Source organism: Acidobacteriota bacterium (assembly GCA_009838525.1).
Lineage (GTDB): Bacteria > Acidobacteriota > Vicinamibacteria > Vicinamibacterales > UBA8438 > VXRJ01.
The window spans coordinates 120,508-136,792 of sequence record VXRJ01000032.1 but is presented as its reverse complement, the minus strand read 5'-3'; the positions used below and the strand labels follow the sequence as shown (position 1 = coordinate 136,792).

Genomic DNA, 16,285 nt, shown 5'->3' with positions numbered 1-16,285 from the left:
ATGCACGACACCTACTACCATGCGGACGACCTCGAACGGTTCTCTGAGATCGGCAAGAACCGGCCGGAACTGGCGGAGAAGTTCTTCGCCTGGTACAACGCCGTGTTCGAAGACGGCGCCCTTTCGGCCCGCGAGAAGTCGCTGATCGCCCTCGCGGTCGCCCATGCGGTGCAGTGTCCGTATTGCATCGATGCCTACAGCGCCGACGCCCTGGAGAAAGGCGCCGACGTGGACCAGATGACCGAAGCGGTCCACGTCGCCTCGGCCATCCGGGGCGGCGCGTCGCTGGTTCACGGTGTCCAGATGCGGAATCGCGCTGGCCGCATCGGCATGTGACGCGGGTGTCTGCCAAGCTGTCGTTCACTATGGGTTCCGGGCGCTGACACGTATATGGCCATAGCGCTGCCGACTCTTTCCGCGCGCGAGGCCCCGCTGGCCGGAGCCCGCGAGCAGCTTGCCGTGTTGCGTCGCCTGCCAATCGACCGGGAGTTTGCGGCGGCGCTCCATGCGGGGGGACTGCATCCGCTGCGTCCCACGAGCCTCGAGGTCCTTCAGATCAACGTCGGGAAGCTCTGTAACCAGACCTGCCGTCATTGCCATGTCGATGCCGGGCCGGATCGGAGCGAAGTGATGACGCGTGAGACCATGGTGCAGTGTGTCGAGGCGCTGCGCGGGACCGCTATCCCGACGGTCGACATCACCGGCGGAGCGCCGGAACTCAACCCGAACTTTCGCTGGCTGGTGGAGCAGTGCAGCGCCCTCGGCCGCCACGTGATCGACCGTTGCAATCTGACGGTTCTGAATCTGCCGTCGCAGGCGGACCTGGTCGACTTTCTCGCCAGGCACCGGGTGGAGGTCGTCTGTTCGTTGCCGCACTACCGGCAACTCAATACCGATGCGCAGCGGGGCGAGGGCGTCTTCGAGAAGTCGATCGAGGCGCTGCAGCGCTTGAATGCGGCGGGTTACGGCGCCGGTCGCTCCGGATTGCGGCTCGTGCTGGTCACGAATCCGGTCGGAGCGTACCTGCCGCCGAGACAGGCCTCGCTGGAGCAGGAATGGAAGCGGGAATTGGATCGGCGGTACGGCATCCGTTTCGACGCGCTGTACACGATCACCAATATGCCCATCAGCCGGTTCCTGGAATGGCTGATTGAATCGGGCAACCTCGAGTCCTACATGCACCGGCTGGTCGATGCCTACAATCCGACGGCGGCGAGAGGCGTCATGTGCCGGAACACGCTGTCGGTCGGCTGGGACGGGACCCTGTACGACTGCGACTTCAATCAGATGCTGGAACTACCGGTGAACGGACGATCGCCGCGGCACATCGGGGACTTCGATCTGGGCGCACTTGAAGCGCGCACGATCGTGACCGACCGCCATTGCTTCGGGTGCACGGCGGGCGCCGGGTCGAGCTGTTCGGGCGCGACTGTCGAGTAGGGCCCTGCCGGCCTGGAGGCCGGCGCACCGGCCGGCGCACCTGCTGCCTACGCGATGATCACGTTCCGCGGGAACTGTTCGTTGGACTCGAGGAACGTCATCTTGTTCTCGAGTTCCTCCGCCGTCGGCTGCACGTTGCCATTGGCGTCAGTCACGCGCGACGTGACGGTGTGCTCACCCGGAGTGGCGCCTTCCCACCGGTAGTTGAAGAACTTCCAGGAGTACCTCTCGCTCATCGTGGACGGGTCGAGCGTTGCGTGCTGCCACGGACCGTTGTCGATCTGCACCTCGACGGAGTGGATCGGCGTCCCGTCGTTGAGCACGACGCCGAAGACGTTGTGCGCGCCGTCGACCGCCGTCACCCGCGCGACGTACGACTTCAGGCGCATGGTCGAGATGGCGGTTTCCTTCCACTTCATCTCGCCGTTGACCATCTCGCCCTTGAGCGTCCGGTAGGAACGGGCCTGCCACCGGCCGAGGTACTGGTCCTTCTGCACGTGGATCTCGGCCAGCCACTTGACGTTCGGCGCGCCGTACCAGCCGGGCACCAGCAGCCGCAGGGGGCGGCCCTGGTGTGCGGTCAGCGGCTCCCCGTTCAGGTCATAGGCGAGGAGGGCTTCGTCGCCCAGGGCCTGATCTCGCTCTAGGCTCCGGCCGTACTGCTGATCGACGTTGAACGTCCGGCCACGCCACAGGACTTCTTCCTCGCCGCGGTCGGCGCCAAAGAAGACGAACTCGCGCGCCTCGTCCTGCACACCTGCGCGCTCGAGGACCGCGCGCAGCGGGACGCCGGTCCAGCGGCCGTTGCTCGACAGGCCGTTGAGGGGGCCGCGGTTGCCGGAGCACTCGAAGCCGAAGACGAGATCGCGGCTCGGCATGGAGCGCAGGTCGGCGAGAGAGAGTTCGAGGTGCGTGTCGACCAGCCCGGAGACGCGCAGCCGGTGCGTCGCGGTGTCGATCTCGGGGTGGCCGTAATGCTGTGTCGTGAAGAACTGATTGATCGGCGTGAATTGGCCGTCGATCTGCCGGACGTCGATGATCCGGCGATCCGGTCCGCGGATCCACTGGGTGTCCTCCGGAACGTCCGTGAACTCCATCAGTGTCTCGCCCTGCGCGAGTGCGGGCATCGCCCAGTGAGGCAGCCCCACCATCCCGAAACCTGCCGCTGCCACGCTTCCTTTCAGGACATCACGCCGGGTCGTTTCCTTCGACATTCTTCGGTCTCCCTCACTAGGTCGCGGTCATCCGCTGATCGGCACTATTCGTATCACAGATGTGCCCGAAAGGGGTAGGATGGCCCCAGTACCAGGGGAGGCTCCGCATGCAGGAACGGATGCCGGATCGGTGCATCGCCGGCTTGCGGCCGGCGGTCGTGACGTTCGCGCTGGCGGCGTTTGCGGCGGGATTCATCGCGCTTCCGGCCGCGGCGCAGGAAGCGGCCGAGAGCTGGGAAACGCCGCGTCTGCCGGACGGCACGCCGGATCTGTCGGGAGTCTGGGTAAGCGACAGCGGCACGCCCCTCGAGCGCCCCGCCTACGTGGCGGACCGCGACCAGTGGACCGCGGAGGAAGTAGCTACGCTGCAGGAACGGGCGGACCGGATCTTCGACAACGGCCGGAGTGCGTTCGCCACGGCGGACGGGGCCTTCCGCGCCGCGGTCCAGGATGTCGACACCTACGAGGCATGGTCCACCAGCAGTTCGATCGGCATGATCGGCTTCGTGTTCGACGAGCGGACCTCTTTGGTGATCGACCCGCCGGACGGGCGGATCCCGCCGCGGCGGCCGGACGGGGCGGCGCGGCTCGCCGAAGTCGATCGGGGCTGGAACGAGAAGCTCGGACCCGAGGACCTGAGCAACAACCACCGTTGCATTACGACCGGTGTGCCGCGCCTGGGCGGCAACTTCGGCGCCGGCCCGTACAGCTACTACCAGATCTTCCAGACGCCGGATCACGTCGTCTTTCTGATGGAGGCCTTCCACGACGCGCGGATCATTCCGATCGACGGGAGGCCGCACGTTCCCGAGTCGGTGCGGCAATGGAACGGCGACTCGAGGGGCCGATGGGAAGGCGACACTCTGGTGGTCGAGACGACGAACTTCTCACCGAAGAGCGAGTACCAGGGGGCAGCGGAAGGCCTGCATCTGGTGGAGCGGTTCACCCGGGTGGCGGCGGACACCCTGATGTACCACGTGACGCTTGCCGATCCGACAACGTGGGAGACGCCGTGGACGGCGGAACTACCGCTACACGACCGTGGCGGCGACGAGGCGCTCTTCGAGTTCGCCTGCCACGAGGGGAACGTGTCGATCGTGGGGATGCTACGGACGGCGCGGCTGGCCGAAGAAGCAGCGCGGTAGCTGCCGCCGAGTGCGTGGCGGTGCCGCGTGTTCCAGATCCAGAAGAAACTGACTTGTGCCGGCCCGGAGGCCGGCGCACCCGGCTAGCGCGCCGGCTCGGTCGGGTCGCGACCGTCGAGCGGAGCGCCGGTGCCGGACGATCCGGCGAACAGGCGTGTCCCGTCGGGGAACGTCACGTCGCGGCCGTTGGCGCGTAGGGCGCCGTCAATCGCCTGGTAGCCCTCGACGAGCACCTCGATACCGGGAGTGACCGAGTCCTTCCGCCAGCCGCGCCGGACAAGCGCTCCCGGCGGGCCCGCCTCGATCATCCAGTTCTCGATGGTGCCATCTTCCTTGGTCACCTCGAGATGCATCCAGGCATGCGGGTTGATCCACTCCATCTTGGTGATCTTGCCCCGCAACGCCACCGGCTTCGTCGCGTCGAACTCCGCCGAGAATGCGTGGTGCGCGAGCGCCGATCCGCCCGCCAGCAAGACTGCGAGCGCGATACCCGCGCAAGTCAGTGTCAGTCTGTTCCGCATCGGTGAAATACCTCGCTGATCTTGTTGTTCCCAGGCCCTCTCGGTTTGTCGGTGTGGCTGGTCTAGCGGCCGCTAGCCTCTTCGGCCTCGCGCGCCCGCGCGCCGCTCAGGATGTTCGTCATCCCGTAGTTGCCTTCGTGGCAGGCGTACTCGACCAGTTCATACTGCTCGTCGTCCAGATCGAACGTGAAGCGACCCGTGTACGGCGCGGTCCAGATGGCCGGGTCGCTCACCGTGAACTGGTACTCCAGTCGCGTCGGGCTGAGCCGCGTAAACCGCTCGGTCAGCACCATGTCGGGGCTCGAGCCGCGGAACGACGCGCGGCCGTTGAAGTTCGTCGTCTCGACGACCAGGGTGTCGCCCTCCCAGCGGCCCTGCGGGTCGCCCAGCCAAGTGTCGAGCTTGTCGCCCAGCCGCGGCTGGGCGGTCGTCGGAATGACCCGCGTCTCGTGGATCATTTCCTTCTGAATGGCGACGAAACCGGGACCCTGGTAGATCTGCAGGCCGTTGTTGTAGACGCCCGGGAACATCAGGTTCGGCAACCCGCGCGTGATGCAGCGGACGTAGGGGGATACTTCCTCCGGCCCGGCCACGTTGCTGGTCGAATAGCGACGGTTGTCGGCCGCCACCTGGGCCGCGCGCTGCTCGCCTTCCGGCGTCAGCGGGGGAATGCGGCCATCCGGCGGATCGATGATCATCGCCACCTGCGTCGACGGCGCGTTCTTGTCGTAGCTGAGCGTCGTGTCGCGCCACTCGCGCTCGTAACCCCAAATGCTGCCGAGCGTGCCGCGCTCGCGCCGCGCCGCCGCCTCCTCGGGAGTGAGCGAGTCGATGTCAACCAGGTCCTCGGGGCGCTCAAGCGGGATGCCGTGCGACGCGTTGCCGGTCCAGACCCCCTGCAGATCCGGCTCCCCCCACGGTGTCTGCGGCGTGTCGAACGGTTCGGTCACGTCGGCAAAGACCCGCGCCGCGCTCGCACTGTCGATGCCGGCGAAACCCGTCTCCACCACCGCCAGCCGGACATTGTCCGGGCCGCGGACGAGCGCGCGCCGGGCCGACGTGCGGCCGTTCGCGGGCACTTGTGGATCCTCGGCGAACTCGACACCTGCCGAGCGCATCTCTTCGGCCGCCGCGTCGAGGTCGTCGACGACGAAGGCGATGTGGTCGATTGCGCGCCCCTCGGTCGTCGCGGGCGTCCCTTCCGGATGCTCGGTCGCGAAGATCCAGAGGTTGTCGAATTGCAGGCCGTCGTCCGTTCCCGCGTGCGTGGCCTGCTCGCCGCCGAACATCTGCTGATACCAGGCGAGCGTCGCCGCCGGATCGGTCGCACTCAGATGGATGTGATGGAAACCGAGTTTGTCAGAATCCTCCACCATCTCGATACGCGTGCCCCACGGGTCGAAGATGTAGCCATGGAGATAGCCGCCCGGCGATTCGCGCAGCGTCGAGCCATCGGAGAAGCGCTGAAGCCGGACGCCCGAGCCGCGTACGCCGACCGCCTCGAGTTCCGCCATCTTCGCCGTCAGGTCGGCGAACGAGAAGCCGATGTGGTTCACGCCGGTGCCCTGCGTGCTCCCCATAGTCGGCTGCACGATGAAGGCCACGTCGACGCCGTGGCAGTTCGCGGCGTCGTCCCGGTCGGCGATGGCCTCGCAGCCGAGATGCCGAATGTACCACCGGACCGATTCGGGAGGCGCGGACGAGGTGATGTACACATGGTGGTAGTCCGCCTCGGCGGCCCGGACCATCTCCGGAGCGCCGGCGACAAACAGCGCCGCGGCAAATAGTGTCAGTGCAATGCGTGTGGTGGTCATGGCCTGTCTCCTCCGCGTCGATGCGGCCATCAAAGTCCTACTGGTCCGGTGGCGGCCTGCTCGGCACCCTCCTCAGGTGGCCGTACAGCAGGTCCTCCGAGAACTCGATGCACTTGAATTCCAGTACCCGCGCGTTCTCCTCCAGCCGGCGATAGAGCAGGAGGCTGATGTCCCAGGGCTGGGTGAAGGTGTTCGGATCCTCGAGCCGCGCTTCGTAACGGAGCACGTTCGGCCCCATTGGCGTGTAACGCTCCGTCACGTGCAGTCCCGAACTGGCGAAGTTGCCGGCTCGGTCGAACCACTGCTCGCCGGTGAAGCCCTCGGCGTCCACGACGAGCGTGTCGCCCTCCCATCGGCCGTGCGATCGGCCCATCCAGCTGTCAAGCGGCGGTGACTCGGGATTCTCCTTGTCCATGTGGATCGTCCGGTTCGCCTCGGCGAAGCCGTAGATCATGAGGATTTTCCGGTCGCCCTGGATGATCTGGAAGGGGTAGGGCATGTAGTTGGCGCGGGGCACGCCAGGCATGAAGCACTTCGCCTCCGGGTCGTTGCCCATCCGGTTCGCGAAGTTCTCGTCCCGCTGCCGCCGCGCCTCGGCGGTGTAGGGAATCTCCCCACCGACCACCACGCCCTGTCCCGGGGGCTGCGCGCCGATGGCCCCCAGGTCGGGATGACCGGCCGAGGCCTGATGGTCTTCCAGGTTCCAGTTGGCGGTGCTCATGGTCTGCCAGACGCCGTTGAGGTCGGGCCGGTCGTCCCAGGAAGTGCGCGGAACGTCACCGCTCTGAGCCCATGCGGGAGTCGCAACGAGCGCCACCATCGCCGCGAACCGGAGCGCCATTCGTACAGGAGAAAAACGTGCAGTTGTCATCATCTATCGTGCTGCTCGTGCAAGCGTAAGTGTGAATGTTAACAGCAACGAGCTTCGGTCAGCAACGAACTCGGAATCGGGCGGTCCGTCCCGCCGGATCCTGTTGGGACACCGCGTCCGATTCCGGTTCTTCGAGCGTCCTACCCAGACCCGGCGCCTGAGGCCGACGCGGCCGGTATTGCAACTTGACCCCGGTCAGGCCATGATGGTCCGATCCGGCTGAAGGGGGAAGTTGTCATGCGCCGACGACCTGTGGTGTTGCATCTGGCGGCTGGGGCCTTCGCGGCGGCGTCGCTGGCGGTGGCGCCCGTTGTCGCACAATCGGGTGATGCGCCGTCCGACCGGACGCCGTGGGGTCATCCGGACCTTCAAGGGTACTGGACGAGTTCCACCTACACGCCGCTGGAGCGCCCCGAGAACCTCGCGGATCAGGGGTTGCTCTCAGAAGAGGAGCTGGCCGAGCTCAACGAGCTCCTTACCGCAGAAGGCGTCGACCCACTCCGCGCGCGTAGCGTGCTCGCGGCCGAGACCGATGAGGAACGGGCCGAGGTGACCCGGCAGACCCAGGAGAACATCCACTACGACAACTCGATCTGGCTGCGCGAGCAGGATCCGCGCAAGCTGACGACCCGCCGGACCTCGCTCATCACCGATCCGCCGAACGGCCGGATTCCACCGCTCATTCCGTCGGCGCAGGAGCGCGAGGCGATCCGGAGGGCGGAGAGCCGGTGGCTCGTCTACAACAATCCGGTGCAGTCGTTCGATAGTCACCAGACCCGCACCCTGCAGGAGCGCTGCCTGGCCTGGCGCCACGAAGGTCCCCCAATGCTTCCCCCGTCGTACAACGATCTCATGCAGATCTTCCAGACGGAGGACTACGTGGTCGTCGCGCAGGAAATGCGGACGAATCCTCCGCGGATCATTCCTCTCGACGGCCGCCCGCACGCGCCGGATGCAATTCGGGAATGGGCGGGGGATTCGCGTGGCCGCTGGGAGGGAGAAACGCTCGTCGTCGAAACGACGCGCTTTAATGACAGGGTGCACTTCAACGGATCAAGTGTCGGTCTGCACGTGGAAGAGCGGTTCACGCGCATTGACGACGCGACGATCCGGTACGAGTTCACCGTCACCGATCCGACCACCTGGACGCAGCCGTGGACGGCGGAGTTCCCGTTCATGAAACGCGAGGGGCCGACCTACGAGTACGCCTGCCACGAGGGCAACTACGACGCGCGCCACATTCTGGAGGTGGCCCGCAATCTCGAGGCCGCGGCGAAGTGACCGCCCGGAGGAGTTGACTCAGTCGATGACCAGCCAGTATTCCCGTGATTTCCTGTCCGTCGTGCTGGTTGCCCTGGTGGCCGCGTGCGGCCCGGGCGACAGCGGGCCCGCGCCCGAGGCGATGTCCGACGGGATCGGTCCCGTGGTGGATACTGGTCTCGGCAGGCTCGAGGGCGAACGCGTGACGGGCGAAGACAACGTCCTCGTCTTCCGGGGCATTCCCTACGCAGAACCCCCGGTGGGCGATCTGCGGTGGCAGCCACCGGTCGCGCCAGCCGCCTGGGACGGCACTCGCGACGCCACGACGTTCGGCTCAGCCTGCTGGCAGCGCCTGACCCCCGCGACTTCCGTCTATACGCGCGGTGATCTCGACCGGAGCGAGGACTGCCTCTATCTCAACATCTGGACGGCAGCCTCCACCGCCGGCGAGGCGCGGCCCGTCATGGTCTGGTTCCATGGCGGCGGGCACACCGGCGGCTGGGGGAGCGCGCAGATCTTCGATGGCGCCAACCTGGCGAAGAAGGGCGTGGTGCTGGTCACCATCAACTACCGGCTCGGGCCGTTCGGCTTCCTGGCCCACCCGGCGCTCACCGCGGAGTCTGCCGACGGGTCGTCCGGCAACCAGGGCCTGCTCGACAAGGTGGCGGCGCTGCAGTGGGTGCGCGATCACATCGCGAACTTCGGTGGCGATCCCGGAAACGTCACCATCTTCGGCCAGTCGGCCGGTTCGTGGAGTGTCTGCTATTTGCAGGCTTCACCGCTCGCCAGGGGACTGTTCCACCGGGCGATTGGCCACTCGGGAGGCTGTTTCGGACGCGACCGGCCCGATCTCGAGCGCGCCCACACGGCCGCCGTCGAGGCGGCCGAGGCGCTGGGCGTCGAGGGCGACGATGCCGAGGCGCTGTCCGCGCTCCGGGCACTCGACGCCGAGACGGTCCTTGAATCCGACCTGAACGCGGGGGCCATCGTCGATGGTCATTTCATGCCGCGGCCGGCGGCCGCCATCTTCGCGGCGGGCGAGCAGAACGACGTCCCCGTGATCGTCGGCGCCCTCGCGAACGAGGGCTCGACCCTCTACGCCACGATGCCGGAGCGGACGATGGATGAACTGGCGACGCTCCTTGGCGAGCAGTACGGCGATGCGGCCACAGTGGTGCGCGACCTGTACGACGAGGAGATCGCGAAATCGACCAAGTGGGGCGCGCAGATGATCCAGGCGGACCGGAGCTTCGTCTGGGAGATGCGCACCTGGGCACGCGCGATCGAGACCGGCGGAAACGACGCTTACCTCTATTTCTTCAGCCATCCGCCGCCGGTCTTCCGGCTCTACACGCCGGAGGCGGCCGCTATAGAGATGCCAGACGGCTCGGACGGGTACGGGGCGTACCACTCCGGCGACCTCGCCTATGCGTTCGCGAACACGCGCGTCGTGGGACTGGGCTGGAGCGACTGGGACCATCAGCTTGCGGACGCGCTTTCCGACTACTGGGTCAACTTTGCACGGACGGGCGATCCGAACGGCGATGGGCTCGCCACATGGCCTCGCTACCGCGCGGGGGACGACGAGTGGCTGGAGTTCGGGGATAACATTGCCACGACACGCGAAGTGCGAAGGGCCAAGCTGGACCTGTTCGACCGCCTGAACACGGGAACCGGGGGGAACTGACGATGGAGATGCAGCGGCTTCTGATTGGCGCGGTGTCACCGGTGCTGGCGGTGTTCGTGTTGGCCGCCCCCGCGACTGCAGGTGCGGAGCAGGGCGACGTACCCACCTTTGCGAAGGACGTGGCGCCGATCCTGTTCGACAACTGCGTCACCTGCCACCGCCCCGGCAACATTGCGCCGATGTCACTCACGTCGTACGTCGAGAGCCGTCCGTGGGCGCGATCGATTAAGGATCTCGTCGTATCGCGGACGATGCCCCCCTGGCCCGCCGATCCGGAGAGCAGCCTGAAGTTCAGGAACGAGAAGCGGCTCGAACAGTTCGAGATCGACACCATCGTCGCCTGGGTGGATGGGGGCGCGCCGAAGGGGAACGACGCCGACCTGCCAGCGCTGCCCGACTTCCCGGAGGGCTGGACCTATGAGGGCGGCGAGCCGGACTACGTCTTCGAGCTTCCGGTGGAGTACGAGATTCCGGCCGAGGGCGAAGAGGACTACATCGACTTCTACGTGAAGATCCCGTTTGAGGAAGATCGCTTCGCCGAGGTGCTCGAGATGCGGCCGAGCAACTACGCGGTGGTGCATCATTCGGGCGCCTACGTGGTCGACCTTCCGGCCGGCAAGATGGTCGGTCCCGACGGCCTCCTGCTGGACGACCCGAACGCCGCGCCGGAGAGCGAGGAGGCAACGGGTGGGGGCGTCGCCCAGGCGGTGTTCAACGAGGTGAACCTGCCGGGGACGAGCAAGCTCCTCTCGTACGTCCCGGGACGCGGGGTCGAGCGGCATCGGCCCGGCACCGGCAAGCGGGTGACCGCCGGCAAGTGGATCCGCTGGACGATGCACTACAACCCGACCGGCAAGCCGGAACGGGAGCGGAGCAAGCTGGGCCTCTGGTGGAACACCGTGCCGGTGACCCACGAGGTATTGACGCGTCAGGCGGGGAACGCCTTTCCGACCGATCCGTTCGGGACCGACATTTATATCGTCGAGGGTGAGGAGATCAAGCCGACTCGGGACGAAGACGGGAAGTTCCGGCGCGCGCAGATCCCGAACATCCCGCCGTACCAGGAGGACTGGAAGATCACCGGCATCACGCCGATCCTGGAACCGATCACGCTCTACGGGATGTCGCCCCACATGCACCTGCGGGGCAAGAGCCTCAAGTGGGTCGTTACTTACCCCGACGGCAGCGAGGTAACGATCCTCGACGTCCCCGAGTTCGACTTCAACTGGCAGATCCACTACGAGCTTGAGGAGCCGCTGTACCTGCCGGCCGGCAGCAAGATCACCGGCATCGGCGTGTACGACAACTCGCTGAACAACCGCTGGAACCCGGGTCCGCACCTCGAGGTGTACTGGGGACAGCAGAGCTGGGACGAGATGTACCAGGCGTTCACCGAGTACACCGTCGAGAGCCAGGATCTGACGAAGCAGCGTCCTTCGAACAACGACAACGAGTAGCTGAGCGGTGTCTCGCGCGTCCGTGGCGTTTGCCCTCACGCTCCTGATGGCGGGGCTCTTGCATCTGCCCCCCGCGGCGGTGGCACAGCCCCCCGACCGCCCCCTGCCGCAGGGACAGATTCCCGATCTGGGACGCCCGACGCAGGCGGGTGACGAGGTGCCGACGTTCGACTACGACGCGTACTTTCCCGGCGAGTGGACGTTCGAGTGGCGGGTTCCCGACAGCCCCCTCGGTACCGGCGGCCTGATCACCGGCATCGAGACCTTTCATCCGGGCGGCGACGGCCGGAACTACCGCTCGACGATAGAAGCGGAGGGTCCGGACGGCCCGTTCCAGGTCTCGGCCACCATCATCTACCTGGAAGGCCAACGCGCGTTCGTCCGCCAGGAGGCCGACGGTCGAGGCACTACGCGGTTGATGGCGGGCCGGATAGGCGGTGACCTGGGGGGCTTCTACACCATCCACTACGAGTCCGCTCCGTTCGAGGCGGATGGTAGCCAGGTTGTGCTGCGCCTGGTTACACGGTTGGTGTCGCCGGTCCACTACCGCGTGGAAGCGCGAATCTCGGTGGACGGCGGGCCTTTCACGAACTTCGGTAACGCTTGGTGGCGCAAGGACGCGCCCGGCGTATCGGGGCGCGACTGACGATGGCCGGTGACAGGCGCCGCGCCCTCGCAACGGCGGGGTTGGCCGTCAGCATCGTCGGAGCGGGCGCTTTGCTCCCGGCGTCCGCAGGGGGTCCGGTTCTGGCGCCCGCCGCAGGCCAACCAATGCCGCTCATGATGATGGTGGGGTGCGTAGAGGGCGACGAAGCGAACGGCTTCCAGCTTGCGCGCGTCACCGAACCGGAAGTCATCCAGGATCGCATTCCGCCCGAGCCACCCCCCGGAGCGCCGCTCGGCGAGGGCCGCGTAGCGCTGATCGGCACGCTCGACGAGTTCGGCGTCGCACGGCACGTCGGCCACAAGGTCTGGGCGAAGGGCATGCTGATCGAGGACGACACCGGGACGCGCCTGAACCTGGTCTCCATCACCCATCTGGCGCCCGCCTGCGAGTAGCATTTGCGGCATGAGTCAACCCAACCGGCTCGCCATCCTGGTTGGCGGCGGCCCGGCGCCCGGAATCAATAGCGTTATCGGCGCCGCGACCATCCGAAGTCGCCTCGCGGGAGTCGGGGTGGTTGGAATTCGGAATGGGTTCCAGGAGATCATGACGGGAGATCTTTCGGGGGCGCAACCGCTCGGGATCGAGGACGTGGGCCGGATCCACTTCCGGGGCGGATCCGTGCTGGGCACATCACGCGCCAACCCGACCAGCGATCCGGCGTTGCTCGAGACAACCGTCCGGTCGCTCATCAAGTTGGGCGTTTCGCAACTGATCACCATCGGCGGCGACGACACCGCGTTCTCCGCGATGCAAGTCACTCGGAAGGCGAAGGGGCGCATTCGTACCGCCCACGTCCCGAAGACGATCGATAACGATCTGGATCTGCCGCCGCACATCGACACCTTCGGCTACCAGACGGCGCGCCATGTCGGCGTCGGGATCGTCCAGAACCTGATGATGGACGCCAAGACGACGTCGCGCTGGTACTTCGTCATCACAATGGGGCGGAAGGCGGGGCACCTCGCGCTCGGCATCGGCAAGGCGGCGGGCGCGACGATCACGTTGATCCCCGAGGAGTGGCGACAGGGGCGGGTGCCCCTTCGGACGGTGGTGGACTCGCTCGCCGGCTCGATCATTCAGCGCCTGGCCACGGGCCGCCGCGATGGTGTGGCCGTGATCGCGGAGGGACTGGCCCTCCATATCGCGCAAGAGGATCTGGGCGAGCTCGCCGACGTCGAGCGGGACGAGCATGGCCATGTCCGAATCGCCGAGGTGAATCTCGGCGAGATCCTCCGCGCCCAGGTGGCCAGACGCCTCGCCGGTTTCGGGCTCAAGGCGACCACGGTGGCGAAGAACATCGGCTACGAGCTGCGGAGCGCGGATCCGGTGCCGGCGGACATGGAGTACACGCGCGACCTCGGCTTTTGCGCGGCGCGGCACCTGTTGGCGGGTGGAAACGCGGACCTTGTCTCCATCGACGCGGGTCAGTTCGTGCCCATCCCGTTCGACGAGCTGATCGACCGGAAGCAGGGGCGCTTTCGCGTGCGGCTCGTCGATTTTTGGTCGACGCGCTATCGGATTGCGCATCGCTACATGCTGCGGTTGCGACGGGAGGATTTCGACGACGCCCGTCAGCTCTCGCGGCTGGCAGCCACCGTCGGGATCTCGCCGGAAGAGTTTCGACAGGAGTTCGGCTACCTGACCCGGCACGAGCCGGTGCCGCTCCACTTTCCTTCGCCCGCCGGCGCGGGGGAGGCGGCCCCTGCCTGACGCCGTTGGGCGGCTGCCGGACCACTCCCGTCGAGACGGATGCGCGACCTGAGAGACCAGGCGGAGGCCTTGCGCCGTGCGGCGGCGGCGCTGGAGCCGGGCCCAGACGAGCGTCGCCGTCTGGCGACGGCGGTCGTCGAGCATGCCGAGGGGTTCCTCGAGGCCCTGGAGACCGGACCGGCGTACTGGACGCCGGACGACGGCGCCGCGATGCGTGGCCTGGACCTCGGCCCTGAAGGGCGCTCGATCGACGAGCTGCTGGCTCTAGTCACCACGGAGGTGGAGCGACAGGGCGTCAACCCTGCGCATCCGCGCGACTTCGGCTGGGTGCCGGGCGGCGGCCTCTTCGCCAGCGCATTGGGCGACTACCTGGCCGCGGTGTCCAACACCTTCGCCGGGTACTCCCCGGCGTGTCCGGGCGCGGCGCGCACGGAGCATCGGATGGTGCGCTGGATCGCGGATCTTGTCGGCTACCCAGAGTCCGCCGGCGGCGTGCTCACGTCGGGTGGGAGCGTGGCCATCCTGACCGCAATCCTCGCGGCGCGAGACGCCCGTGGGGTCGCGTCGGCAGAGATTCCGGCGCTTGTCGTATACGCCACCGAGGAGCTGCACTACGCGGCGGCCAAGGCGCTGCACATTGTCGGATTGCGCGAGGCGTCCTGGCGTACCGTGCCGGTCGACGCGCGGCGCCGGATGGTGCCGGACGAGCTGCAGCGTCTCGTGGTAGAGGATCGACGAAAGGGCCTGACGCCCTGGCTGGTGCTGTCCACCGCGGGGACAGTGAACAGCGGCGCGATCGATCCGCTCGAGGCAATCGGCGTCATCGCACGCGCTGAAGGCCTGTGGCATCACGTCGACGCCGCATACGGCGGCTTCTACATGCTGGTGGAGGCCTTCCGGCCGCGTTTCCGCGGGATCGAGCAGTCCGACTCGGTCGTGCTCGATCCGCACAAGTCGCTCTTCGTACCGTACGGCGCCGGCGCCGTCGTGGTCCGCGACGCCGCGCACCTCGACGCCCTCCGTTTCCGTGCGCCGTACCTGGTGGAGTCGGAGACAGCCGATCCGTCTCCGTCCGAGCAGTCGATCGAGCTGACGAAGCACTTTCGTGGGCTACGCATGCTCTTTCCGCTGTTCCTGCACGGCACCGCGCCGTTCGCCGCCGCGCTCGAGGAAAAGGTGGTGCTGACGCGCTACCTGCACGAGCGCATCGACGCCCTGGACGGCTTCGAGACGGGTCCGCCCCCGGAACTCTCCACGATGTGCTTCCGGCGGCGTCCGTCCGGGAGTTCAGAGGAGGAGGCGGATCGGGCGACGCTCGACCTGCAGGATGCGATCCATGCCGACGGACACGTCTTCGTCACCGGAAGCTGGCTGAACGACCACTTCTGGCTTCGCCCCTGCGTCGAAGTGTTCCGTACCCACGCCACCCATATAGACGCATTGATCGACACGCTGGAGCGCCTGACCGGCGCTTCGGGCTAACGGGCGCGGGCGGGCCGCGCGTTTACGACGTCGGCAGGTGGAGCAGGTAGTTCGTGCCGTCGCGGTTGAGCCACACGCGGACGTACTCGCCTTCCCTCAACTCCATGACCCGCGCCTCGTTCCGCGGCCCGGGACTCTTCTCGACCTCGCTAATGTCGGCATCCGGAATGACGACGGCCAGCCCGCGTCCGGCTACTTCGTCCTCCCTGACGAACTCGACCCAGCGTCCGGCGGCGTTCGGCGCTTCCTCAGCGAGTCGCAGGAGATACATCCCGGCGCCCAGAGACTGGCCATTGACCATCACCGAGCGCGGGATGGTCACCTCCCCGCGCGCGGCTCGTTCGGCCGCGGCCTGGCGCGCCGCCTCGAGTTCGGCTGCGAACGCCGTCACCGCGCCTTCGACCGAGCTTGCGGCATCCGCGGCAGCCTCGGCCTCCCGGCGCGCGTCGGCCTGTTGATCGGCCGTGATCAGGTTTGCCACCTCCCCGAGCGACGTGGACACGTCCGCGAGATCCGCCTCCCACGCCTCCGTCTGGCCCTCCTCCAAATCGTCCTCGTCGATCTCGGCGATCGATGCTCGAGTGTCGGTGATGGTCTGGTTCGCGTCGGCGACGAGCCCGTTCGCTTCGTCGGCCAGCCGTTGCCGTTCGGCTGAAATCGCGTTTCGAACCTGACCCGTGGCTGCTTCGACCGCCCCAACCAACTCGATAGCCCGCTCGTAGTCGCGGAGGAGCGCGAAGCTCGCTTCCTGTGTCGCCAGCTCCGCGTCGAGTTCCGCCACTGCGTTCTCGGCCGTCGAGTACGCCGTGGGCGCATAGGTCGCCGCATCGCCGGCAAGCGCCCCGAGCGCCTGTTTCGCGGCATCCACCTGGGCCGTGGGCGGCTCGGCGCAACCCGCCGTGAGGATCGCGAGCCCTAGCAGTACCGCCGGAAGGGTAAGTCTCTGTCTGTCCATATCTCAGACGTTAACCGACGCGCGGCCAGACTGCAACCGCCCGCGCGCATAGATTTTCGAAT

15 protein-coding genes are annotated in these 16,285 nt (G+C 67.1%); 10 read left to right on the top strand and 5 right to left on the bottom strand.

Annotation, left to right across the window (positions count from 1 at the left end; all coding sequences use genetic code 11):
* On the top strand, positions 1 to 336 hold the full coding sequence (locus tag F4Y45_13950) for a 4-carboxymuconolactone decarboxylase (protein ID MXY25605.1): 336 nt from the start codon (positions 1 to 3) through the stop codon (positions 334 to 336).
* Between the two features lie 54 nt (positions 337 to 390).
* Complete coding sequence (locus F4Y45_13945; protein ID MXY25604.1) at positions 391 to 1,440, top strand: radical SAM/Cys-rich domain protein; 1,050 nt, start codon at positions 391 to 393, stop codon at positions 1,438 to 1,440.
* Positions 1,441 to 1,487: 47 nt separating this feature from the next.
* Here the strand turns inward: F4Y45_13945 and F4Y45_13940 are convergent, their stop codons facing one another.
* Positions 1,488 to 2,654: a molybdopterin-dependent oxidoreductase gene (locus tag F4Y45_13940; protein MXY25603.1), complete on the bottom strand. Its 1,167-nt coding sequence runs from the start codon at positions 2,652 to 2,654 to the stop codon at positions 1,488 to 1,490.
* Positions 2,655 to 2,761: 107 nt separating this feature from the next.
* Between F4Y45_13940 and F4Y45_13935 the strand changes: the two genes are divergently transcribed.
* A complete protein-coding gene (locus F4Y45_13935) occupies positions 2,762 to 3,799 on the top strand; it encodes a hypothetical protein (GenBank protein MXY25602.1) in 1,038 nt (345 codons plus the stop codon).
* 83 nt (positions 3,800 to 3,882) lie between these two features.
* Here the strand turns inward: F4Y45_13935 and F4Y45_13930 are convergent, their stop codons facing one another.
* From F4Y45_13930 to F4Y45_13920, 3 genes are all read right to left on the bottom strand, one after another.
* Complete coding sequence (locus F4Y45_13930; GenBank protein ID MXY25601.1) at positions 3,883 to 4,320, bottom strand: hypothetical protein; 438 nt, start codon at positions 4,318 to 4,320, stop codon at positions 3,883 to 3,885.
* Between the two features lie 62 nt (positions 4,321 to 4,382).
* Complete coding sequence (locus tag F4Y45_13925; protein ID MXY25600.1) at positions 4,383 to 6,164, bottom strand: VOC family protein; 1,782 nt, start codon at positions 6,162 to 6,164, stop codon at positions 4,383 to 4,385.
* Positions 6,165 to 6,171: 7 nt separating this feature from the next.
* Positions 6,172 to 7,008, bottom strand: coding sequence for a hypothetical protein (locus F4Y45_13920; protein MXY25599.1), 837 nt, complete (start codon positions 7,006 to 7,008; stop codon positions 6,172 to 6,174).
* A 234-nt stretch (positions 7,009 to 7,242) separates the two neighbouring features.
* Between F4Y45_13920 and F4Y45_13915 the strand changes: the two genes are divergently transcribed.
* The 7 genes from F4Y45_13915 (at position 7,243) to F4Y45_13885 (ending at position 15,268) form a co-directional block, all read left to right on the top strand.
* Positions 7,243 to 8,286: a hypothetical protein gene (locus F4Y45_13915; protein MXY25598.1), complete on the top strand. Its 1,044-nt coding sequence runs from the start codon at positions 7,243 to 7,245 to the stop codon at positions 8,284 to 8,286.
* Between the two features lie 25 nt (positions 8,287 to 8,311).
* Entirely contained in the window at positions 8,312 to 9,952 is a 1,641-nt protein-coding gene (locus F4Y45_13910) for a carboxylesterase family protein (protein ID MXY25597.1), read from the top strand.
* A gap of 2 nt (positions 9,953 to 9,954) precedes the next feature.
* The gene (locus F4Y45_13905) at positions 9,955 to 11,409 is read left to right on the top strand and encodes a hypothetical protein (GenBank protein ID MXY25596.1); all 1,455 of its coding nucleotides are present in this window, start codon (positions 9,955 to 9,957) and stop codon (positions 11,407 to 11,409) included.
* Between the two features lie 7 nt (positions 11,410 to 11,416).
* Positions 11,417 to 12,055 carry a hypothetical protein gene (locus tag F4Y45_13900; protein MXY25595.1) on the top strand — a complete coding sequence of 213 codons (639 nt, stop codon included), beginning with the start codon at positions 11,417 to 11,419 and terminating at the stop codon, positions 12,053 to 12,055.
* Positions 12,056 to 12,180: 125 nt separating this feature from the next.
* On the top strand, positions 12,181 to 12,468 hold the full coding sequence (locus F4Y45_13895; protein ID MXY25594.1) for a hypothetical protein: 288 nt from the start codon (positions 12,181 to 12,183) through the stop codon (positions 12,466 to 12,468).
* A 10-nt stretch (positions 12,469 to 12,478) separates the two neighbouring features.
* Positions 12,479 to 13,786, top strand: a complete 1,308-nt coding sequence (locus F4Y45_13890) for a 6-phosphofructokinase (protein MXY25593.1) — start codon at positions 12,479 to 12,481, stop codon at positions 13,784 to 13,786.
* Positions 13,787 to 13,825: 39 nt separating this feature from the next.
* Entirely contained in the window at positions 13,826 to 15,268 is a 1,443-nt protein-coding gene (locus F4Y45_13885; protein MXY25592.1) for an aminotransferase class V-fold PLP-dependent enzyme, read from the top strand.
* A gap of 22 nt (positions 15,269 to 15,290) precedes the next feature.
* Here the strand turns inward: F4Y45_13885 and F4Y45_13880 are convergent, their stop codons facing one another.
* A complete protein-coding gene (locus tag F4Y45_13880; GenBank protein ID MXY25591.1) occupies positions 15,291 to 16,223 on the bottom strand; it encodes a hypothetical protein in 933 nt (310 codons plus the stop codon).
* Between the last annotated feature and the right edge of the window lie 62 nt (positions 16,224 to 16,285).

Coding starts and splice junctions, on each gene's coding strand:
- F4Y45_13925 (MXY25600.1), bottom strand. CDS start 6,164: ATGGCCGCATCGACGCGGAGGAGACAGGCCATGACCACCACACGCATT.
- F4Y45_13945 (MXY25604.1), top strand. CDS start 391: ATGGCCATAGCGCTGCCGACTCTTTCCGCGCGCGAGGCCCCGCTGGCC.
- F4Y45_13910 (MXY25597.1), top strand. CDS start 8,312: ATGACCAGCCAGTATTCCCGTGATTTCCTGTCCGTCGTGCTGGTTGCC.
- F4Y45_13890 (MXY25593.1), top strand. CDS start 12,479: ATGAGTCAACCCAACCGGCTCGCCATCCTGGTTGGCGGCGGCCCGGCG.
- F4Y45_13895 (MXY25594.1), top strand. CDS start 12,181: ATGCCGCTCATGATGATGGTGGGGTGCGTAGAGGGCGACGAAGCGAAC.
- F4Y45_13920 (MXY25599.1), bottom strand. CDS start 7,008: ATGATGACAACTGCACGTTTTTCTCCTGTACGAATGGCGCTCCGGTTC.
- F4Y45_13905 (MXY25596.1), top strand. CDS start 9,955: ATGGAGATGCAGCGGCTTCTGATTGGCGCGGTGTCACCGGTGCTGGCG.
- F4Y45_13940 (MXY25603.1), bottom strand. CDS start 2,654: ATGTCGAAGGAAACGACCCGGCGTGATGTCCTGAAAGGAAGCGTGGCA.
- F4Y45_13930 (MXY25601.1), bottom strand. CDS start 4,320: ATGCGGAACAGACTGACACTGACTTGCGCGGGTATCGCGCTCGCAGTC.
- F4Y45_13915 (MXY25598.1), top strand. CDS start 7,243: ATGCGCCGACGACCTGTGGTGTTGCATCTGGCGGCTGGGGCCTTCGCG.
- F4Y45_13885 (MXY25592.1), top strand. CDS start 13,826: ATGCGCGACCTGAGAGACCAGGCGGAGGCCTTGCGCCGTGCGGCGGCG.
- F4Y45_13950 (MXY25605.1), top strand. CDS start 1: ATGCACGACACCTACTACCATGCGGACGACCTCGAACGGTTCTCTGAG.
- F4Y45_13880 (MXY25591.1), bottom strand. CDS start 16,223: ATGGACAGACAGAGACTTACCCTTCCGGCGGTACTGCTAGGGCTCGCG.
- F4Y45_13935 (MXY25602.1), top strand. CDS start 2,762: ATGCAGGAACGGATGCCGGATCGGTGCATCGCCGGCTTGCGGCCGGCG.